The sequence below is a fragment of the Rufibacter ruber genome (assembly GCF_001647275.1).
GTDB classification, from domain to species: domain Bacteria; phylum Bacteroidota; class Bacteroidia; order Cytophagales; family Hymenobacteraceae; genus Nibribacter; species Nibribacter ruber_C.
The window spans coordinates 66,023-85,231 of sequence record NZ_LRMM01000012.1 but is presented as its reverse complement, the minus strand read 5'-3'; the positions used below and the strand labels follow the sequence as shown (position 1 = coordinate 85,231).

At 50.8% G+C, this 19,209-nt stretch carries 12 protein-coding genes; 11 read left to right on the top strand and 1 reads right to left on the bottom strand.

Annotation, left to right across the window (positions count from 1 at the left end):
- Positions 1–804 precede the first annotated feature (804 nt).
- Both A8O25_RS06990 and A8O25_RS06985 read left to right on the top strand, forming a co-directional pair.
- Positions 805–9,744, top strand: a complete 8,940-nt coding sequence (locus tag A8O25_RS06990) for a T9SS type B sorting domain-containing protein (protein WP_241498950.1) — start codon at positions 805–807, stop codon at positions 9,742–9,744.
- Positions 9,745–9,753: 9 nt separating this feature from the next.
- The gene (locus tag A8O25_RS06985) at positions 9,754–10,791 is read left to right on the top strand and encodes a PorP/SprF family type IX secretion system membrane protein (protein ID WP_066832588.1); all 1,038 of its coding nucleotides are present in this window, start codon (positions 9,754–9,756) and stop codon (positions 10,789–10,791) included.
- A gap of 491 nt (positions 10,792–11,282) precedes the next feature.
- Here the strand turns inward: A8O25_RS06985 and A8O25_RS06980 are convergent, their stop codons facing one another.
- Positions 11,283–11,810 (bottom strand): DUF3575 domain-containing protein, encoded by a 528-nt coding sequence (locus A8O25_RS06980; RefSeq protein WP_066832654.1) that lies wholly within the window; start codon positions 11,808–11,810, stop codon positions 11,283–11,285.
- 334 nt (positions 11,811–12,144) lie between these two features.
- Between A8O25_RS06980 and A8O25_RS06975 the strand changes: the two genes are divergently transcribed.
- The 9 genes from A8O25_RS06975 (at position 12,145) to A8O25_RS06940 (ending at position 19,161) form a co-directional block, all read left to right on the top strand.
- Positions 12,145–12,528, top strand: a complete 384-nt coding sequence (locus A8O25_RS06975) for a TraR/DksA family transcriptional regulator (protein WP_066832585.1) — start codon at positions 12,145–12,147, stop codon at positions 12,526–12,528.
- 35 nt (positions 12,529–12,563) lie between these two features.
- Positions 12,564–13,154: an SMC-Scp complex subunit ScpB gene (gene scpB, locus A8O25_RS06970; protein WP_066832582.1), complete on the top strand. Its 591-nt coding sequence runs from the start codon at positions 12,564–12,566 to the stop codon at positions 13,152–13,154.
- A gap of 21 nt (positions 13,155–13,175) precedes the next feature.
- On the top strand, positions 13,176–13,409 hold the full coding sequence (locus tag A8O25_RS06965; protein WP_066832580.1) for a hypothetical protein: 234 nt from the start codon (positions 13,176–13,178) through the stop codon (positions 13,407–13,409).
- A gap of 215 nt (positions 13,410–13,624) precedes the next feature.
- Positions 13,625–15,001: a pseudouridine synthase gene (locus A8O25_RS06960; RefSeq protein WP_082893502.1), complete on the top strand. Its 1,377-nt coding sequence runs from the start codon at positions 13,625–13,627 to the stop codon at positions 14,999–15,001.
- 15 nt (positions 15,002–15,016) lie between these two features.
- Positions 15,017–15,733 (top strand): type III pantothenate kinase, encoded by a 717-nt coding sequence (locus tag A8O25_RS06955; RefSeq protein WP_082893501.1) that lies wholly within the window; start codon positions 15,017–15,019, stop codon positions 15,731–15,733.
- The gene (gene bamG / locus A8O25_RS06950; RefSeq protein WP_066832578.1) at positions 15,726–17,066 is read left to right on the top strand and encodes a BamG family beta-barrel-assembly machinery protein; all 1,341 of its coding nucleotides are present in this window, start codon (positions 15,726–15,728) and stop codon (positions 17,064–17,066) included. Before A8O25_RS06955 ends, bamG begins: the two co-directional genes overlap by 8 nt.
- Before the next feature lie 119 nt (positions 17,067–17,185).
- The gene (gene lptC / locus A8O25_RS06945) at positions 17,186–17,716 is read left to right on the top strand and encodes an LPS export ABC transporter periplasmic protein LptC (RefSeq protein ID WP_074987947.1); all 531 of its coding nucleotides are present in this window, start codon (positions 17,186–17,188) and stop codon (positions 17,714–17,716) included.
- Positions 17,713–17,871: a hypothetical protein gene (locus A8O25_RS23190; protein ID WP_161947712.1), complete on the top strand. Its 159-nt coding sequence runs from the start codon at positions 17,713–17,715 to the stop codon at positions 17,869–17,871. Before lptC ends, A8O25_RS23190 begins: the two co-directional genes overlap by 4 nt.
- 18 nt (positions 17,872–17,889) lie before the next feature.
- Complete coding sequence (locus tag A8O25_RS06940; protein ID WP_066832575.1) at positions 17,890–19,161, top strand: hemolysin family protein; 1,272 nt, start codon at positions 17,890–17,892, stop codon at positions 19,159–19,161.
- The last annotated feature ends 48 nt before the right edge of the window (positions 19,162–19,209 follow it).

The following is a 19,209-nucleotide window of genomic DNA, read 5'->3' as shown; positions in this document are numbered from 1 at the left end:
TCGTCTTGTGGTAAGCCAAACAATGAATTCACTTTAACAGCAACAGCTACTAACCCATGTGGAACTACTACTCTAGATGTTAAGTCAATCCGTGTAGGACAAAAGCCTACTGCAAATTTTTCTATATCACCTAGCTCGAATAAAGGCTGCATTAATGAGATATATAATTTTAAAGATATCTCTAATCAAGGTGTTGAGGCATTAAGTAATGGAACATGTACAACTGAATATACAGAATATAAATGGGAGGTTTTTCCAGCAAGTGGATGGCAATTTGAATTAGGTGGGCAGTTTACTAAAGACATATCAATTAAATTCTTACAGCCTGGAATTTATAAAGTTAAATTTACTATACGCAATGGATGTGGCCTTAGCACCATCGAAAAAGATATTTCCATCATTGCTCCTCCTGTAGCCAAATTCAACATAACTGATAATCCTTCTGGTGGATGTATAAATTTGCCAGTAACTATAAAAAACCAATCTACTGGGGAATTATTGACCCATAAATGGACGGTAACTCCCAGTAGTGGCTATACCTTAACTTCTGGCACTCTAACGAGCGCTGAGCCTATATTTAATTTCACAAATAGTGGTGTATATACAATTGCTCTAACCGTTACTAACCCTTGCGGAATCAGTACAGCTAGTAGCCAAATCACTGTTAAAGCTCCCCCAACAGTTTCGCTCCCGTCAGCACAGGCATATTGTGGAGCACAAACCATTGCTTTTTCGGCGAGCAGCCAGAACCATAGGCCTAGCATAAACGCTAACTATGGCGTTATTTCTACTTATCATTGGAGTGTGTCAGGTACGCCAGGTGCCACCTTTGAGGCGGGTACAAGCAGCTCAAGCCAAAGCCCATCTATTCATTTCCCAACGGCGGGTACCTATATAGTCTCCTATACCGCTACCAATGAGTGCGGTACGTCTACTGCGGCTACACAAGAAATCACCATCAGGGAACTGCCCCCTGCGCCAACAGCACCAGGGCAGACAATCTGTGCCGGGCAAACAGCTACCCTTGCTGTCTCTGGAGCAGAAAGTACCAGTATGTATAAATGGTATACCTCTGCTACAGCCGTCACCCCAGGATTTATTGGAGCAATTTATAGGTCTACACCTGCCAATACCATTACCTATTATGTAGAGGTTGTTGACAAATTTGGTTGTGTTAGTGCTATCAGAACCCTAATCACTATAACGGTTACCAAACCTATTGCTTCTAACAGCATTTCAGCACCGGCTTATGCTACCATTTGTGCCGGGGAGACACCAGGTATTCTTGCCGGCTCTCAACCAACGGGAGGAGATGAGGTCAATTACAAATATCAATGGCAGATTAGCACAGACAACAGCACGTTTACCAATGCACCCGGTACCAGTACAGAACAAAGCTATACCCCGTCTGTGAGTTTAACCCAAGATGCATGGTTCAGAAGAGTTGTAACATCTGGGGAATGTGGTGCCCAAACCAGTAATGTTGTTCAGGTGAAGGTAACGCAGCGCCCGGTGGCCCCGGTAGTAGCAGGTGCCACTATTTGTGAAGGTACCGGCGCTACGTTAACAGTACAGAACCCACCTGTGGGGTACGCTTACAGATGGTATACCACAGGCCAGGGGGGAACCGCCATTGTTGCAGGGGTTAATGCCAGTGGCACAATCCTGACCACCGGCCCTCTCACTACCAGCGCTACCTATTATGTAGAATCAATCAGTACCAGTTGTGCCAGCTCATCCAGAACCCCAGTAGCCGTACAGGTGACGCCAGCCATTGTAAACAACACCATTAGCGGAAATCAGGACCTTTGCTATGATCAGGTTCCTAAGGAACTCACCGGGGACGCGGCAACTGGTGGAGATGGAAATATGACCTATATCTGGGAGGTTAGCACTACCTCGGCTACAACCGGTTTTGTCGCTGTATCTACTAACGGGAACAGCCGGAACTACAGTCCAGATAAACTACAGGTACCAACCTGGTTCAGGAGGAAAGCTACATCTGGTGCCTGTGTCACCTTTAGTAATGTTGTGCAGGTGCTGGTGCGGCCGCAGATTTCTAATAACACGTTAAGTGGCGACCAAATAATTTGTGCTGGAGCCACTCCTGCCAAAGTAGTAGGTTCTAACCCGCAAGGCGGGGATAACAGCTACACCTATTCATGGGCTATCAGTACCACTTCAGCTACAAGTGGTTTTAGTGACATTCTGAATGCTACAGAGAAAGATTACCAGCCAACAGCGTTAAATCAGACCACCTGGTTTAAAAGAACAGTAAAGTCTGGTTCCTGTACCCCATTAGAAAGTTTATCAGCTGTTGAAATAAAAGTGCAGCAGCCTATTACAGATAATACCATTGTAGGTGAGCAGGTTATTTGTAGAGGAGAAGACGCTGCCCAGATAACTGGTTCAAGCCCGGCGGGCGGAGGGGCGCCCTATTCTTACCAATGGCAAAAAAGTGACGCTGAGAATGGAGTCTATGTCACCATAGCAGGGGCTACGGCACCTCATCTGGCTTTTGCAGCAGGTCAGTCACCCACTTCTACCGTGTGGTACCGCAGAGTGGTGGCCGGGGGAGCGTGCGCGCCTAACGAGAGCAAAGCGGTAAAGGTGACCGTGAACCCTGCTATTACTAATAACACCATTGCCAACTCCACCCCCCAAACTATTTGTACAGGTGCCGCACCTGCTGCCTTACTGGGAACAAGCCCCAGTGGGGGAGATGGGAAATATGCGTTCCAGTGGCAGAGCAGTGCTAATGGTAGCAATTTTACCAATATTGCCAATGCCACAGAACAAGACTACACGCCTCATATCTTAACTGAGCCTACCTGGTTCAGAAGGTTGGTAACTTCAGGTGGTTGCACTGCCCAAAGTGGGGCAGTACAGGTCATAGTGCAGGAATTAATAACTGGGAATACCATTAGCGGTGATCAGGCAATCTGCTCTGGCGAGACTCCGTCAGCCTTTGTGGGGGTAAAGCCTTCTGGAGGTTCAGAGGTGTATACCTATCAGTGGGAGTTCAGCACCAACGGCATAGAGTATATACCCATAGCCGGGGCAACACAGCAAAGCCTTCAGCTGGCAACAGGCTTAACCCAGACTACCTGGTACAGAAGAAGTGTCACGGGAGGTGCTTGTGCCGGTACGGTCAGTAATGTGATTGAAGTGAAAGTTACAGAGCCTATTACTAATAATGCTATTAGTTCGCCTCAAACCATCTGCGCAAATACCGCTCCGGCTATCTTAGAGGGCACAGAGCCTTTGGGGGGAACGGGAACATTTTCTTATGTATGGGAGAAAAGCACTACTGGCGCCAGTGCTTCAGACTATATAGCCATAGCAGGGGCTAACGATAAAGATTATACTTCTGGGCCCTTATATAAAACCACATGGTTTAGAAGGAGAGCCAAGTCAGGGGCATGTGCGGTTATCAGTAATGTCATTGCGGTACAGGTTCAAGTGCCCATTACTGATAACGTCCTTCTCACGGCTTCCCAAAGTCTCTGCGAGGGTACCACCGCTGCTACTTTACAGGGTTCTTCCCCTTCAGGCGGTACGGGGTCTTACACCTATGTTTGGGAAAAGACCACCACCGGGCCTACTGCCAGTGACTTTACAGCTATCGCGAATACCAATACGCCTAACTATTCTCCTGGGGTTCTGACACAAACTACCTGGTTTAGAAGAAAGGTAGAGTCAGGGGTGTGCCCACCAAGCGAGAGCGGGGTGGTAGAGGTCAAGATTACAAAAGCCATCTCCGCGAATACGTTATCACCAGATCAGACCATCTGCTCTGGTGCCCAACCAAAGCTGATAGATGCAAGCACTCCCACCGGAGGGGATACTTCTTTTGTTTTTGAATGGCAGATAAGTGCAGATGGTTCTGTCTTTACCGCTATTTCGGGTATTTCTTCTGAAGATTACCAACCAGATGCCTTGACGGCCACTACTTGGTATAGAAGAATTGTCAAATCTGGAGCGTGTTCAGTGAACAGCGCCGCTATAAAAATAACTGTGACCCCGTTGCCAGCCGCACCTACGGTAGCCGCGGCTACTATTTGCTCCGGTTCTACTGCTACGTTAACAGCTGTCGGGGCAGGTGATAACTACCGTTGGTTTGAAACAGATAAAAACGGAGTTGCCCTACATGAGGGAGTTAATTTTACTACTCCGGCCTTAACTGGTTCAAAGGTGTATTATGTAGAAACAGTAAAAGATAATTGTTCTAGCGGCAGCCGCACCCCGGTACAGGTAACGGTTGAGCAGTCAATAACCAATAATTCTATCACGGCAGAACAAACCATCTGTGTGGGGAACAGCCCAGGTGAGTTAGAGGGGTCTGCCCCGGCTGGTGGTTCTGGAACATACATGTACCAATGGGAAAGCAGTACTGACGGAGCCACCTTTACAACCCTTTCCGGAGCTACAGGAGCCAACTATCTGCCAGGTGTTTTAAATGCCCATACGTGGCTCAGAAGAAAGGTGCTTTCTGGGGCTTGTGCCGCATCTGTGAGTAATAGCCTTAAAATCACCGTAAACACAGGTATCACTGGTAATAAGATCTCTGCTGACCAAACGGTATGTGTGGGGCAAAATCCTGAGTTGCTGCAAGGTCTTGTGCCTACAGGGGGTGATGGTGTGTACACTTACCAGTGGGAGAAAAGCACCACTTCTGCCTCAACGGGCTTTGCCGCAATCAATGGGGCAACGGTGGGTGACTACCAGCCAGAGGTGCTAACAGGTACTTCCTGGTTTAGAAGAGTAGTGAGCTCTGGAGGATGTTCCATTCCCAGTGCTGCCGTAAAAATAGTGGTTCAGCAACCTATTGCCAATAACAGCATCACCACAGACCAAACCATATGTTCTGGTTCAGCGCCTGTGGCACTAATGGGGAGCACCCCGTCTGGAGGTGCTGAAACAGGGGTAGCTGCTACGTATACCTATCGCTGGGAGGCCAGTACAACTTCGGCTTCTGCTGGGTTTATGGCCATTGCTGGTGCAAATGCAAAAGACTATACACCGGCAATCCTAACAGAGACAACCTGGTACAGAAGGGTGGTCATGGCAGGTGTTTGCCAAGAGAGTGAAAGCAACACAATACAGGTTACTGTTACACCTTCTATCACAGAGAATAGCCTGTCAGGCAACCAAACCATCTGTGCGAACACTGCTCCAATGGTAATTTTGGGCAGTAATCCTAAAGGAGGCGACGGTGCCTTTAAATATGAATGGCTGGAAAGTACCAATGGTACTACCTTCTTAAAGATCCTTGGGGCAGTTGGGAAAGATTTTCAGCCGGGAATACTAATGGAGACCACTTGGTATCAAAGAGTAGTGACATCAGGAGCCTGTACAGTGAAAAGCCTTCTTATGAAGGTAGAGGTTACGCCGTTGCCCGCGGCTCCTGTTATTGCTGCAGCAACAGTGACTACTATTTGTGCCAACGGCACCACTACCCTTACTGTCACCGGGCCTGCAGATAAGTACCTATGGTATGCTGTAGCAACTGGAGGCTCACCCTTACATGAGGGGCCGTCTTTTCAAACCCCATCTTTGCTCCAGACCACTACCTATTATGTAGAGGCTGTGAAAGATAATTGCCCAAGCGCCACCCGTACGGTAGTGCACGTGACGGTGGAGCAGCCAATTGCCAATAATACTATCTCAGGAGAGCAGGTAATCTGTGCAGGGGCTCTCCCAGCACAACTGGCAGGCAGCTTGCCAACAGGTGGTACTGGTGCCTACACGTACCGGTGGGAAAAGAGTACTGAGAGTGCCTCCGGCGGATTCACCGCTATACCTGGGGCTATACACCAGGAATATACCCCAGATGTATTGCAGGAGCCTACCTGGTTCAGGAGAGTAGCCATTTCAGGAGTATGTGCTGAGAATGCAAGTGGTGCCATCAAGATCACTGTAAATCCAGGTATAACAGGTAACAATATTACTGGGGAGCAGCGGGTATGTACAGGGAGTGCACCTGCCACAAAACTTACAGGTCTTGTGCCTTCCGGAGGGGATGCCAGCTACATTTACCGCTGGGAAAGCAGTACCACCTCAGCTATCGCAGGTTTTGCCGCAGCACCAGGCGTCTATGATACCCAGGACTATCAACCGTCTGTATTAACCCAAACTACCTGGTTTAGAAGAGTGGCCATCTCTGGAGGTTGTACCAATGCCTCTTCTGCCGTACAGATATTGGTAGACCCTTTGCCCGTTTCACCAGTGGTTAATAATGTGGTGATATGTACAGGTGCCTCTGCTACGTTAAGGGTAATAGGCTCCACTACGGGGAAATATGAATGGTTTACCTCAGAAACAGAGATTACACCTGTAGGGCAAGGTGCTATCTACCCCACGCCGCTACTCACCGCCACTACCCGTTATTATGTGCAGGTAACAGATGTGAATGGCTGTATCAGTCCTAGAGCAGGCGTGACGGTAACGGTGAATCCAGTTATTAAGAATAATACAGCTTCTGCCTCACAGGCTATCTGTACCGGAGTTGCGCCGGTACCCCTGCGGGGTTCTTTGCCAACCGGGGGAGATGGGAGTTATTCATATCTATGGGAAGAAAGTGCTGATAATTCTACTTTTGAACCAGCAACTGGGGTAAATACGGCAAAAGACTACGCTCCAAGTACCTTAACTCAAACTACATGGTACCGAAGAAGAATTAACTCGGGCGGGTGTGAAGATGTTTCCCCTACGGTTCAGATTGTAGTTAATTCAGTTATTGCGAATAACACCATAACCGGTAGTCAGGAGATTTGTGAAGGAGATACGCCAAAGCTCTTCACGGCTACCAGTCCTACTGGGGGTGATGGCGTCTTTACTTACCGTTGGGAGAGCAGTATAGTAGGGCCTTTGGGTAACTTTAAGCCGGCAGATGGGGAGAATACCAAAGAAGCATATCAGGCTGCTGCCCTTACACAAACCATCTGGTTTAGACGGATTGTTATGTCTGGTGGCTGTGAGAATTTTTCAAATGTCATCCAGGTAGTCGTTCGGGAAAGCATCAAGAATAATCAAGTAACCGCACCACAGGTGATTTGCTACGGGAACGTACCGGCAGATTTGCTGGGTACATTGCCAACTGGCGGAAACGGGTTATATGAATATGTGTGGGAGGCAAGTACTTTGGAGGCTACTTCTGGCTTTGCCCCGGCAGCTGGGAACAACACCCAACAGCACTACAGCCCTGGCATTCTTACCCAAACTACCTGGTACAGGAGAGTGGTGAAAGCGGGGGCTTCCTGCCCAAGTGTAATCAGTAGTGCCGTTAAGATTACCGTGAATGAGGCTATCACGGGGAACACCATCAGTGCACCGCAGATAATCTGCGCAGGTGAAAGCCCTGCTGCGTTAACAGGTACCACTCCTTCTGGTGGCAGCGGAAGTTATACCTATCAGTGGCAGGTGAGCTATACTGGCCTGGCCAATGATTTTGACCCGGCAGATGGTCTTAACAGCAAGAAAGAGTATGTACCACCGGTGCTTACCAAAAACACGTGGTTCAGACGCGTGGTGATTTCTGCCCCTTGCCCGCCGCAGGCGAGTAATATGGTCCTGATCACAGTAAACCCTGTAATTGCCAATAACGTGGTGCAGCAGGCGCAAACTATTTGTGAGAAGACGGCCCCGGCACAACTTATGGGCACCAGCCCTTCCGGCGGAGACGGAGGGTATGTCTACCTTTGGCAAATAAGTGAAGAAGGGCCAACCTCTGGTTTTAAAGATGCTGCAGGCATGAACAACGCAGCGAACTACCAAGCTTCTACCCTTACCCAGACCTCATGGTTTAGAAGAGTGGTCACGTCTGGGAACTGTGCCAATGCAAGCGCGGCGGTGCAGGTAACCGTGAACGGGAACATTGCCAATAATGTCATCACAGAGGCGCAGGAAATCTGTGTGGGTGCCACGCCACTGCCATTGACGGGAACGCAGCCTACAGGAGGAGACGGGAACTATACATACCTGTGGGAAAGCAGTACTGTAGGGCCAAACAGTGGCTTTGGGCCAGCCAATGGAGCGAACACTAATGCTACGTATGCGCCTGAAATGATTCTGCAGACTACCTGGTTCAGAAGAATTGTACGTGCGGGTCCTTGTGATCCTCATTACAGTGCCTCTGTCAGAATAAGAGTGAACCCACCTATTTCTAATAACCGCATATCGTTTAACCAAGCCCTGTGTCTGGGTAACTTGCCGGCTGCGTTAACGGGCACTGCGCCCCAGGGCGGTAGTGGCAATTATACGTATCTGTGGGAGGAAAGCACAGTAGGGCCAAACAGCGGCTGGAGGCCCGCCGAAGGCGATAATACCGTAGCCAATTATCAGCCCGCCTATCTATCCCGCACTACCTGGTTCAGAAGAACTGTTTTCTCAGGAGGGTGCGTGAACACTTCTGCGTACGTACAGGTAACGGTTCTGCCGGCACTGAGCAACAACCTCATAAGTGCAGATCAGCTGATTTGTAGGGGAGATGTGCCGACAGCGATTGCAGGAGTTCTGCCAACAGGTGGCAACGGGATCTATACATATGTCTGGGAAAGTAGTACAGATGGTATCAACTATACTTCCGCCACAGGTGATAATAATGATCAAAATTACCGTTCTGGGCCTCTAAGCATTACTACGTGGTACCGTAGAATTGTAATCTCATTACCTTGCTCTGAAGATATCAGTACACCGGTCAAAATCACAGTAGCTGCTCCTGTCTCTAACAATGTAATTGCCTCAGCCCAAACCATCTGCTCCGGGTTGACGCCAAACTTGCTGCAAGGCTCTGCCCCGGCGGGTGGCGGCGGTACCTATTCTTACCTATGGGAAATAAGCACTAATGGACCAACTGCTGGTTTTTCGCCAGCACCAGGTATGAACAATGGCAGGGATTATCAGCCGGGAGTGTTGACACAGAGCACATGGTTTAGAAGGGTGATTACCTCGCTGCCCTGTCAAAGCCAGACGAGTACGGCAGTAAAAGTAACGGTGTACCCGTTGCCGGTGGCTCCTGTTTGGCAGAACCCTGGTGCCCGTATCTGCCCGGGGGGTACAGTGACCCTACACGTGAATAACCCGACTGGCACAGTAGAATGGTATGAGCAGCCGCAGGGCGGTGCAGTGATTTACACCGGCACCACATTTGTTACACCGGCACTGAATGAGACCGTTACCTACTATGTGCAGGCAGTGTCTGGTCAGGGATGTGCTAGTGCCATTAGAACACCCGTGAAAGTAGAAGTTGTTCCGCCATTGGCAGATGCCGGTCCAGATGTTACCATTATTCAAGGAAGGTCAACACAGCTGCGGGCAGCAGGAGGAATAAAATATGTGTGGTCACCAGCAAGTAATCTTTCTTCACCTACCACAGCCGTGACACAGGCCAAGCCTGATGAAACCACTACCTATACGGTCACAGTGACTACTAAAGAAGGCTGTGTGTCTACAGATGAGGTGACGGTAACGGTGCTTCCTAAAGTATTTATTCCTAACGTCATCACTCAGAACAAAGACGGGCGCAATGATGATTGGGAGATTCTGAACATTGAGCATTATCCTAACTGCCGCGTGGAGATATTTACCAGATGGGGCGCAAAGATTTTCTCATCAGAGGGCTACAGAACCAGGTGGGACGGTACTTACCAAGGCAAGCCATTGCCAGTTTCTGCCTATTACTACATTTTGTATCTAGACAAAGATGAGGCTCCCATCTCTGGCAGTATCACCATCATTAAATAGCAAGGAACAATGAAAGCAGTAAGAATATGCGTTTTAGGGTTGGCGCTCATTGGCCTTGTTTCAATGAAGGGAAGGGCGCAGCAGATACCGCAGTACAGCCAGTATATGACCAATAGCGTTGTCGTTAACCCGGCGGTGGCTGGGATTGAAAGCTATACAGATATAAGGGCCTCGTTTAGAAAGCAGTGGGTGGGTCTTGAGGAGTCGCCTATTACCTTTTATACAAGTATACACGCCTCTATTGGTAAAAATGACCGTAACGCCCCCGCAAAAAACAAATTTAAGCGCTCTTCTACGGGGGTAACACAAAGCAGCGGGGTGAACAAGAACAACCGGTTCTACAGAGTTAACCCACACCATGGCGTAGGAGCCATAGTCCAGGTAGACAGAGCCGGTTTGTTGACAGCCACCTCCGTAAATCTGATGTACGCTTACCATTTGCCTATTACCAATGTACTAAATGTCTCCACAGGAATTTCGGCCGGAGTAGTCAGGAACAGCTTCAATACAGCGCAGGCAAAAGCAGTAGATCAGTCTGACCCCACCCTGGCCGGTGATAATACCGGCAGTACCAAGGCAGATGCCAGCTTAGGGATCTGGGTTTATACCTCTAAGGCTTTTCTTAGTATCTCTGGCACGCATTTGATCAACAGTGGGAGTGATTTTAAAGATGCCTATAGTACGGCGGTCTCCGGAAAGATTGAGCCACACTACTTTATTACGGCAGGCTACAGAGTAAAAATAAACCGTGATCTGATGCTTACTCCATCCATTATGTACCGGAAAGCAACACCTACGCCAGCTTCTTTTGACTTCAACATTAAGGCGCTGTACAGTGAACGGATGTGGGTGGGGCTCTCTTACCGAAAAAAAGATTCCTTTACCCTGTTGGGAGGGTTGAACATCAACCACCTGTTAGACTTTGGGTATTCTTATGATGTCACCACCTCTGAACTAAATGAAGCCAGTGCCGGCTCTCATGAGATATTAATTGGCTTTAAGGTAAACAACAAGAGGAAGATCATCTGCCCACAATGGATCTGGTAGAGAAAGTTGTTTTCTGTTTTCGGGCTGTTTTGGCCAAAACAGCCTGAAAACAGAAATGCCCAATAGAACAGAAGAACTTTTCTGTAACTTGTCATACGGGTTTCAGGCAAAGCTTACCTTTGTACTTCTTCTTCCGTTGCAGAGGTGTTTTAGGGCGTGTTGACAAGTACGCTTGACTGGCAAATGGAAGGCGCTTTTAGCCTGCTCTACCTTACTTTGAGTAATAGGTAGGCAGGTGTTGCTCTTCTCAAAGACCTTGAGCAAGTCTATAACTCACTCAAAATACCTTGTGAGATCTAAATGTCAACACGCCCTACTTCTTAAACCCGCCTGCCAGCAACCTGTCTTATGATTTCTATTTCCCTGGTCTTTAGTATTTGCGGTCTTTAAGCCTGCGAAACTGAAAACGTTCAATTTTCTGTTTTTGGTCTGTTTTCCAGAAAGTAGCTCCAAAACAGAATACTGATTTCGGCACCGCCGAAAGGGCGGCTTTAGAAGGCGATCCCCACTGTTATCCCGCCCCGGGGGCTGAACCCGCCAAAAGTGCCCAGGTTGAAGTTGTCTTCGCCCCCGCCGCCTTTCACAGAGGCGGCATTGAAGCCGGGGCCCAAAAAGACGTCTGCCACCAGAAACTGCGCAAATTTGAACTGGAAGCCCAGCAGCGCGCCGCCGCCAAAAGAGGTGAGGGTGCCGTGGGCCTGGGTGTCTTCGCGGGTTAGGTCAAAATCCTGAAAACGGAGGTAGCCGGCTCCGTAAAAGCCGGTGGGGGCGTGGCCGGAAAAGAAGTACCGGACCTCAGGGGTGATGCCGAACCCGTCAAACCGGGTGTCTTTCACTTTGATACCTGTGGAGAAAAAGCCCAGCTGGGCGCTCAGGTTGGGAGAGAACGCGTACTCGCCAAAGAAGGAGCCGGTGCTCACAACAGGGCTGAGAATATTGGCTTTCAACGTAACGGTTTGCGCTGTTGAAGAATAGCCGCTCAACAGAGCCAGAAACAGAAGGGAGAGAAGCTTTTTCATATACATCATACAAGGTGTAGGTGCCCTGTTTCAGAAATGATGCCAAAGAAGGTGAAAAAGGCCGGGCGGGCAAGAAAGAAGAAGCCAGAAAAGGAGAAGGTCAAAAGAATAGTAAAATACTGCTATCATTTTGAGTCTCTGCATAGTTTTACGAAATAAAAACTGTATTTTTGCGCAAAATTTCCCTAAACATGCCTTTGAAAAAAGGAAAGAACGGGGGGAAGTGCAACCGGAAAGGCGGTTGAGCTGTAACAGACAAGTGCTGCAGTTGCCAGGAACACATAAGCAAACTATACTAACAAACAACAGAACCACCGTTATCAACAGTAAAGCCATGAGCGAAGAAAAACTACGGTATTCCCAAGAGGAGTTGAACGAATTTCAGGAAATAATCCTTGAGAAGTTACAGAATGCCCGCAAGGAGGTAGCTTTCATCAAAGAAACCTTGAGCCGCCGCAATGATGCCGGTACAGATAATACCGCTTCTACGGCCAAAGTTTTGGAAGATGGCGCAGACACCGCTGAAAAGGAAAGCCTGAACCAGCTGGCCTCCCGCCAGCTCAAGTTTATCCAGCAGCTGGAGAACGCCCTCATCCGGATCAAGAACGGCAGCTACGGCGTGTGCATCAAGACGGGCAGACTGATCCCGAAGGAGCGCCTGAAGGCGGTGCCGCACACGCAGCACACTATTGAGGCCAAAATGATGCGCAACGACTAACCTGCGGGTCTGCTAAACTTAAAGAACCACGTACCTTGAACCTGTTACTGAACCATCTTCAGGCCCTGATTTTTTGCGCCACCTCGCCGGTGTCTATTGAAGAACTGCAGAAATGCCTTTCTGAAGCCCTGGTGCTGGAGGTGAGCGTGAGTGATGTGTTAGAGGGAATTGAGCAGTTAAATGCTCAATTCTCTACTGACGCGTTCGCGTTTCAGGTCTACGCGATTGGGGGCGGGTACCAATTTCTGACCAAGCCGGCTTACCAGGACTCGGTGAGCATTTTACTCAAGCACAAATCCAAGAAGAAGCTGTCAGCGTCTGCTTTGGAGACCCTGGCCATCATTGCCTACAAACAACCCATTACCCGTTCTCAGGTAGAGCAGATCAGAGGCGTGAGCTGTGATTATGCCATTCAGCGCCTACTGGAGAAAGGCCTGCTGGAAATCAAGGGGAAAGCCAACACCATTGGCCGCCCGGTGCTGTTTGGCACCAGCCAGAAGTTCATGGAGTACTTTGGCATTAACCACCTCAGAGACCTTCCGCAGCTGCGGGATCTGGCACCAGAAGAGAACACCATCGGCGAAGCGCCGCGCAATAAGTATTTACACACATCTTTTATACAGTAGCGATACTGCAACTCAACCATCATGGCTAGAAACGAAGACACGCCGCAAAACGGCAACAACCGCCCCCGTGGCAATTCATGGGAGCAGGGCAAAAAAGTATTTGGCAGAGGCACCCGCTTTGACCGCCCAGAAGGCGCAACCGCGAAGCAGGCTTTGGCAACCGGGACAGAAACTCAGATTCAAATGATAGAAAACCGTACGGTGACCGCGAGCGTGCTGAAAGGCCGCGCCGTGATGACCGTGACGGTGATGTAAACACCAACCGCGAGAACAGGGAGCGCGCACCCAGAAGGGAGAACGACCGCAGAGGCGGTGATTTCCGTCCGGCCCGCGGCTTTGAGAGACCAGACAGAGGCAACAATGACCGGTCTTCAGACTTCCGCCCGCGCGGTGGCGATAACCGCCGCCCAGATGACCGCAGACCCGCCAGAGAGGGTGGTTCTAACCGGTCAGAAGGACGTGGCCGCGGCATGAACCAAGACAACTGGGAAAGCGGCAGAGACGCCGCTGCCCGCAACGGGGAGAGAGGCGAGCGCCGCTCTTTCGGGAACCGCGAGGAGCGTGGTTTCAACCGGGGCGGTGAGCGCCGTGACAATGACCGCCCATCTTTTGGCGGTGGAAGAGAGGAACGGGGCGAGCGCCGGGAAGGTGGCTTCAAAAGAGAAGGCTTCTCTGGCGACCGTCCGGAGCGCGGCGGTTTTGCCCGCGGCGGCGATGACCGCAGAGAAAGAGGCGGCGACCGGGAAAACCGGCCGTTTAACCGCGAAGGCGGCCGCCGGGAGGACCGGGGTTTTCAGCGTTCTGATGACAGACGCCCAGACACCCGCCGTGAAAATGACCCGTTTTCTGGAAAACAGGCCGAAAACAACGTTGAACGCCCCGCGCGCAGAGACGGTGACAGCCGCAGCTTTGACCGCCCGGCACGGGAGAGCCGCGGCCGTGATGACCGCCCCTCTTTCCAGAAGCGCGATGGCAAGTTTGACCGCGGCAACAGCCGTACAGACCGCCCAGAGCGAGAAGGCAGAGGCAACCGGGAGAACCGCTTCGGCCGTTCTGATGAAGAAGTTCAGGAGGCCCCTTTCTACAACCTGAAACGCTATGAGGAGCGCCGTAAAAAGCGGGATGAGAACTACGGGAATGAAGACTTGCGCCTCAACCGGTACATTGCCAACGCCGGTATCTGCTCGCGCCGCGAAGCGGATGAGCTGATTGCCGCCGGTGAAATCAAGGTAAACGGGCAGGTGGTGACGGAGATGGGGTACAAAGTGGCCCCGTCAGACACTGTGCAGTATGGCCGTAAAGTGCTGAACCGCGAAAAAACAGTTTATGTGCTCCTGAACAAACCCAAAGATTTCATCACCACCACAGAAGACCCTGAAGGCCGCAAAACTGTGATGGACCTGGTGAAAAACGCCTCTAAAGAGCGTCTGTTCCCGGTGGGCCGGCTTGACAGGAATACCACAGGTCTGCTGCTGTTCACCAATGACGGTGAGCTGGCGCAGAAACTGACCCACCCCTCTAACAAGGTGTCTAAAATTTACCAGGTAGAGCTAGACAAGCCAATCACCAAAGATCATTTGGCTCAGATTCAGGAAGGCCTGGAGCTGGAAGACGGCAAAGCCATTGTAGATGACATTGCCTTGCTGGGGGAAAGCAACAAGTTCCTGGGCATTGAGATTCATATTGGCCGCAACCGCATTGTGCGCCGCATCTTTGAAAGCCTGGGCTATGACGTGGTTACGCTGGACCGCGTGCAATACGCCAGCCTGACCAAAAAAGACCTGCCAAGGGGCAACTGGCGCTTCTTGTCAGAAAAAGAAGTGGTGCGCCTGAAATACTTTATGTAATCTGTCGTTCAAAGAATGCTGAATCTGGTAATTGACCGGGGCAACACGCGCATCAAGGCCGGTCTTTTTGAAGACGGGCATTTGGTGCGGCAGGTTGCCTGTGCCAGTTTTCCGGCCTTGGCCCAAGAACTGGCGGGTGTCTCTGTGCAACATGCCATTACGTCTTCTGTGAGCAGTGAGCCGGTAGAACTGGGCAAGTACCTGCCGGTAGCGGGGGAGACCCTGGTGATGAGCAACCAGCTTCCCCTGCCGCTGAACAACAACTACGGCACGCCCCACACGCTGGGAGTGGACCGGTTGGCTGCCGCGGTTGGGGCGCAGGTACTGTTCAAAGACAGGCATTGCCTGGTCATTGACGCAGGCACCTGCATCACCTATGACCTGCTGGAGGCAAATGGCACCTATCAAGGCGGAAGCATTTCACCGGGTATTGGCCTGCGGTACCAGGCGGTGCATGCATTTACCGGTAAGCTGCCGCTGCTGGAAGGGCATGAGCTGCCGCCCAGGCCGGGCAAAACCACAGAAGAAGCCATTAGAGGGGGAATCCTTTACGGAGTACTGGCAGAAGCCGAGGCCATGATTCAGTATTATGATAGTCAGTACAAACCCTTGACGGTCATTCTCTGTGGCGGTGACGCCCCGTTTTTTGAAAGTACAGTAAAAGCACGCATCTTTGTTATTCCCGAACTGGTTTTGATCGGGTTAAACCGTATTCTTGAGTATAATGTATAAGCCTTTCAGAGCGCTGTTTTTGTTTTCCTGCCTGGTGGCGGGGTCTCAGGTACAGGCGCAACAAATTTCAAACTCACCCTACTCACGTTTTGGGGTGGGCGACATACTGCATGGCACCGGCAACGTACGGAGCCAGGGCATGGGGCAGGTAGGAGTTGCCTCCCCAAGCTATGGGCTTATCAATGATCAGAACCCTGCCCTGTTGTATTATAACAGAAGGGTAATTTTTGACGTGTCTGTTTCTTCTGACCTGAAAAGGCTGTCTGACGGGGAGAACACCCAGGTAGACGGGGAGGCAAACTTCAACTCGCTGTCACTGGCCATTCCGGTCTCTAACCGCTGGACCGCCTCCCTGGGGCTGAAACCCTACAGCCGTGTCAACTACTACACCTTTGTAAGACAACCCGTTCCCGGCGCCCCAGACCTTATCAATGACGGGGAGCCAGACGTGTCTGCCTACAATGAGTACAGAGGGTCTGGCGGTATCAATGAGGTGCACTTCTCTAACGGGGTAAGAATTGGCAAGGGCCTGACCCTGGGTCTGGCCGGGTCTTATCTGTTTGGGACTATTGACCGTGAAGCCGCTACCACGGTGGTAGACAAGGCAGACAGTGTGAACATACCCAGAAAAGCAGTGGTGCATACCAGTACCAAATACACCGGGGTGATGCTGAGCGGCGGGGCGCATTACCTGAAGCAGCTGTCACCCAAACTGGTGTTGGGGGTGGGGGCGAAGTACGCCGCCCAGGCTACTTTGGGCGCAGACCGTGAGGTTGCCTTGGAGAGCCGTCTGCTAGATGAGACCGTAATAGGCAGAGTAGTGACAGACAGTACAGAAGGGCACACCTCCCTTCCGCAGATGATGCAGCTGGGCTTCTCCCTGGACAACAACAAGAACTGGGTAGCCACCTCTGACTTTACGTATACCAAAGGCTCTGACTTTAGAGGCTTCAGCCAAGACAAAGGAGCCGGCCGGGCCGAACTGGGCGATGGCTTCAAGATTGGCGTAGGGGGCGAGATCACCCCAGACGCCGGTTCTATGAGCTCCTTCTTCAAGCGTGTTACCTACCGCGTTGGCGGTTACTACAGATCTGCTGAGATCATGACAGACGGCGGTGGTCAGGACCTAAGCGACGTGGGGCTGACATGGGGTTTCTCCATACCCATGGGTAGAGGGGTAAGGCCGCCAGATTATACCCAGGCGCTGCTCAACACCGGTTTTGCCATTGGCATGCAGGAAGTGAAAGGCACCGGGATCAAAGAAGAATACTTTAAAGTATCTCTGGGTATCTCGTTCAGCAACCAGTGGTTTATTAAACGCCGCTTTGACTAAGAACGCGTATATTACATAACTCAACAAACGGTCAGATACCAGCGCAATAGGTCCCGCATCTGTTGTTTTGGTATCTGACGCATTTATAGGTAATAAGAAAGGCTCTGTAGTAAAGACCCATGAAGATTCAGCTTTCTTTTTGTATGCTTTTGCTGGTGGGCGCGCTGGGCGTGGGCTGTAAGAACGCAGATGACAACGTAAAGCCGGTGAATTACAAAGGCCCTGTTTCTGAGACCTACAACCAGGTAACCATCTACTCAGACTCCGCCCAGATTAAACTTAAAATGACCGCCCCCCTGCAGCAGGATCTGGAGAACGGTGATATTCTGTACCCCAAGGGCCTGTACATCACATTCTATGAAAACGGCGTGCCTACCAGCATGGTGACGTCTAAGTACGGCAAGTATGACAAACTCAAAGACCAGTACTTTGTCCGGAATGACGTGGTGGTGAAGAACATAGTGAAGAACGAGCAGTTGAACACAGAAGAACTGTACTGGAACCGCCAGAAGCGCAATATTTTTACTGACAAATTTGTGCGCATCACCAGTGCCGAGGAAGTGGTAACCGGGGTGGGGCTCACCGCCAATGAAGACTTCTCTAACTACAAACTGGACAAATTCTCCGGGTCCTTTACCTTAAACGAATGAACCTGAAGCAAACCATCTACATAGCCCTGGCCGTAGTGACGTTGGTGATAGGCATTCACCAGTCTATGGTGAACGGCATCTTGCACAGCTACTGGATCCTGATGCTGTCTGTCATTTTCGTCATGCTTTTCCGCCTGGAGCGGAGAGACACCTAACCCTGCGTCTGTTTGGCCATGGAGCAATTCTCACTATACATAGCGGTTGCGGTGGGCGCCCCGCTGCTGGTGCTTTGCCAGATGGCAGAGGTGGCCCTGCGGCACGCTGAAAGGGTGCTGCTTCAGCTGGAAACCCAGGAAGGCGCCACCAGTCTGACCGGCTTTCTGCTGAGACGGGAGCGGCAGACGCTGCTTACGGTACAGTTGGGAAACACCGTTGGCGTATTGCTTCTGAGCCTTGGCTTGTACGGGCTGCTGTACCCGGTGCTGCAGCTGTTGCTCCCGGCGGTGGTGTCTGCGGTGCTGGCCGCTTTAAGTACCTTTCTGCTTATTTGGGCGCTACTCTCCCTGGTGGGGCTAGGGGTGGCCCTGCTCACACCTTCTGCCTTATTGCGGTGGAGCGCCGCGCCGCTGGCCTTTCTCCTGATTCTGTTTTCGCCCATCACGCTCTTGTTCCAGGCTGTTTTTGGCCTGTTTTCAGAAAAAGAGGCCGAAAACAGAATTGACAACTACGCAAATGCTATCACCCTGCAACCTTTTGCTGTAAGGCTGCAGACAGCAGAGGAGGCCACCTTGGCCATGATTACCGCCCATGAGGTAGACAGCAAGATCTTTCACAACGCCCTGGAATTCAAAAATGTGAAGGTGCGCGAGTGCATGGTGCCCCGCACAGAGATTGACGCCATTGAACTGGAGGAAGGCATAGAAGTACTGCGCGAAGCCTTTATTGAAACCGGCCATTCCAAGATCCTGATCTACCAGGAGTCGCTGGACCATATTCTGGGGTACTGCCACCAGTTCAGCCTGTTCAACCAGCCAAAGACCATTGAAGAGATCCTGACGCCCATGGAAGCGGTGCCCGAGGCAATGCTGGCGCGGGAGCTGTTTGTGATGTTCATCACTGAGCACCGCAGCATTGCGCTGGTGCTGGATGAGTTTGGCGGCACCTCCGGCATTGTGACCCTGGAAGACGTGATGGAGGAGATCATTGGCGATATCAATGACGAATATGATGAGGAAGACCTGCTGGAGCAGCCCCTGCCAGAGCCGGGCAGCTACCTCTTCAGTGCCCGCCAGGAAATAGACTACCTCAATGAAAAATATAGCCTTAATCTGCCAGAGGGCGACTATGAAACTTTGGGTGGTTTTATCTTGTCTGTACTGGAGGAAATACCCGCTACGGGAGACGTGGTGGTGATGCCGCCCTTTGAGATCCGCATCTTATCAATGGATGAACACCGCATTAACACCGTGCATTTGTCAGTACGCCAGTCACCGGCAGAAGAATAAGCTGCTCTTTAGATACTTATATTTTGATTTTACCACTTATTCAGATTA

Coding starts and splice junctions, on each gene's coding strand:
- A8O25_RS06980 (WP_066832654.1), bottom strand. CDS start 11,810: ATGAAAAAGCTTCTCTCCCTTCTGTTTCTGGCTCTGTTGAGCGGCTAT.
- A8O25_RS06940 (WP_066832575.1), top strand. CDS start 17,890: ATGGAGCAATTCTCACTATACATAGCGGTTGCGGTGGGCGCCCCGCTG.
- bamG (WP_066832578.1), top strand. CDS start 15,726: ATGTATAAGCCTTTCAGAGCGCTGTTTTTGTTTTCCTGCCTGGTGGCG.
- A8O25_RS06985 (WP_066832588.1), top strand. CDS start 9,754: ATGAAAGCAGTAAGAATATGCGTTTTAGGGTTGGCGCTCATTGGCCTT.
- A8O25_RS06965 (WP_066832580.1), top strand. CDS start 13,176: ATGGCTAGAAACGAAGACACGCCGCAAAACGGCAACAACCGCCCCCGT.
- lptC (WP_074987947.1), top strand. CDS start 17,186: ATGAAGATTCAGCTTTCTTTTTGTATGCTTTTGCTGGTGGGCGCGCTG.
- A8O25_RS06960 (WP_082893502.1), top strand. CDS start 13,625: ATGAACCAAGACAACTGGGAAAGCGGCAGAGACGCCGCTGCCCGCAAC.
- A8O25_RS06975 (WP_066832585.1), top strand. CDS start 12,145: ATGAGCGAAGAAAAACTACGGTATTCCCAAGAGGAGTTGAACGAATTT.
- A8O25_RS23190 (WP_161947712.1), top strand. CDS start 17,713: ATGAACCTGAAGCAAACCATCTACATAGCCCTGGCCGTAGTGACGTTG.
- A8O25_RS06955 (WP_082893501.1), top strand. CDS start 15,017: ATGCTGAATCTGGTAATTGACCGGGGCAACACGCGCATCAAGGCCGGT.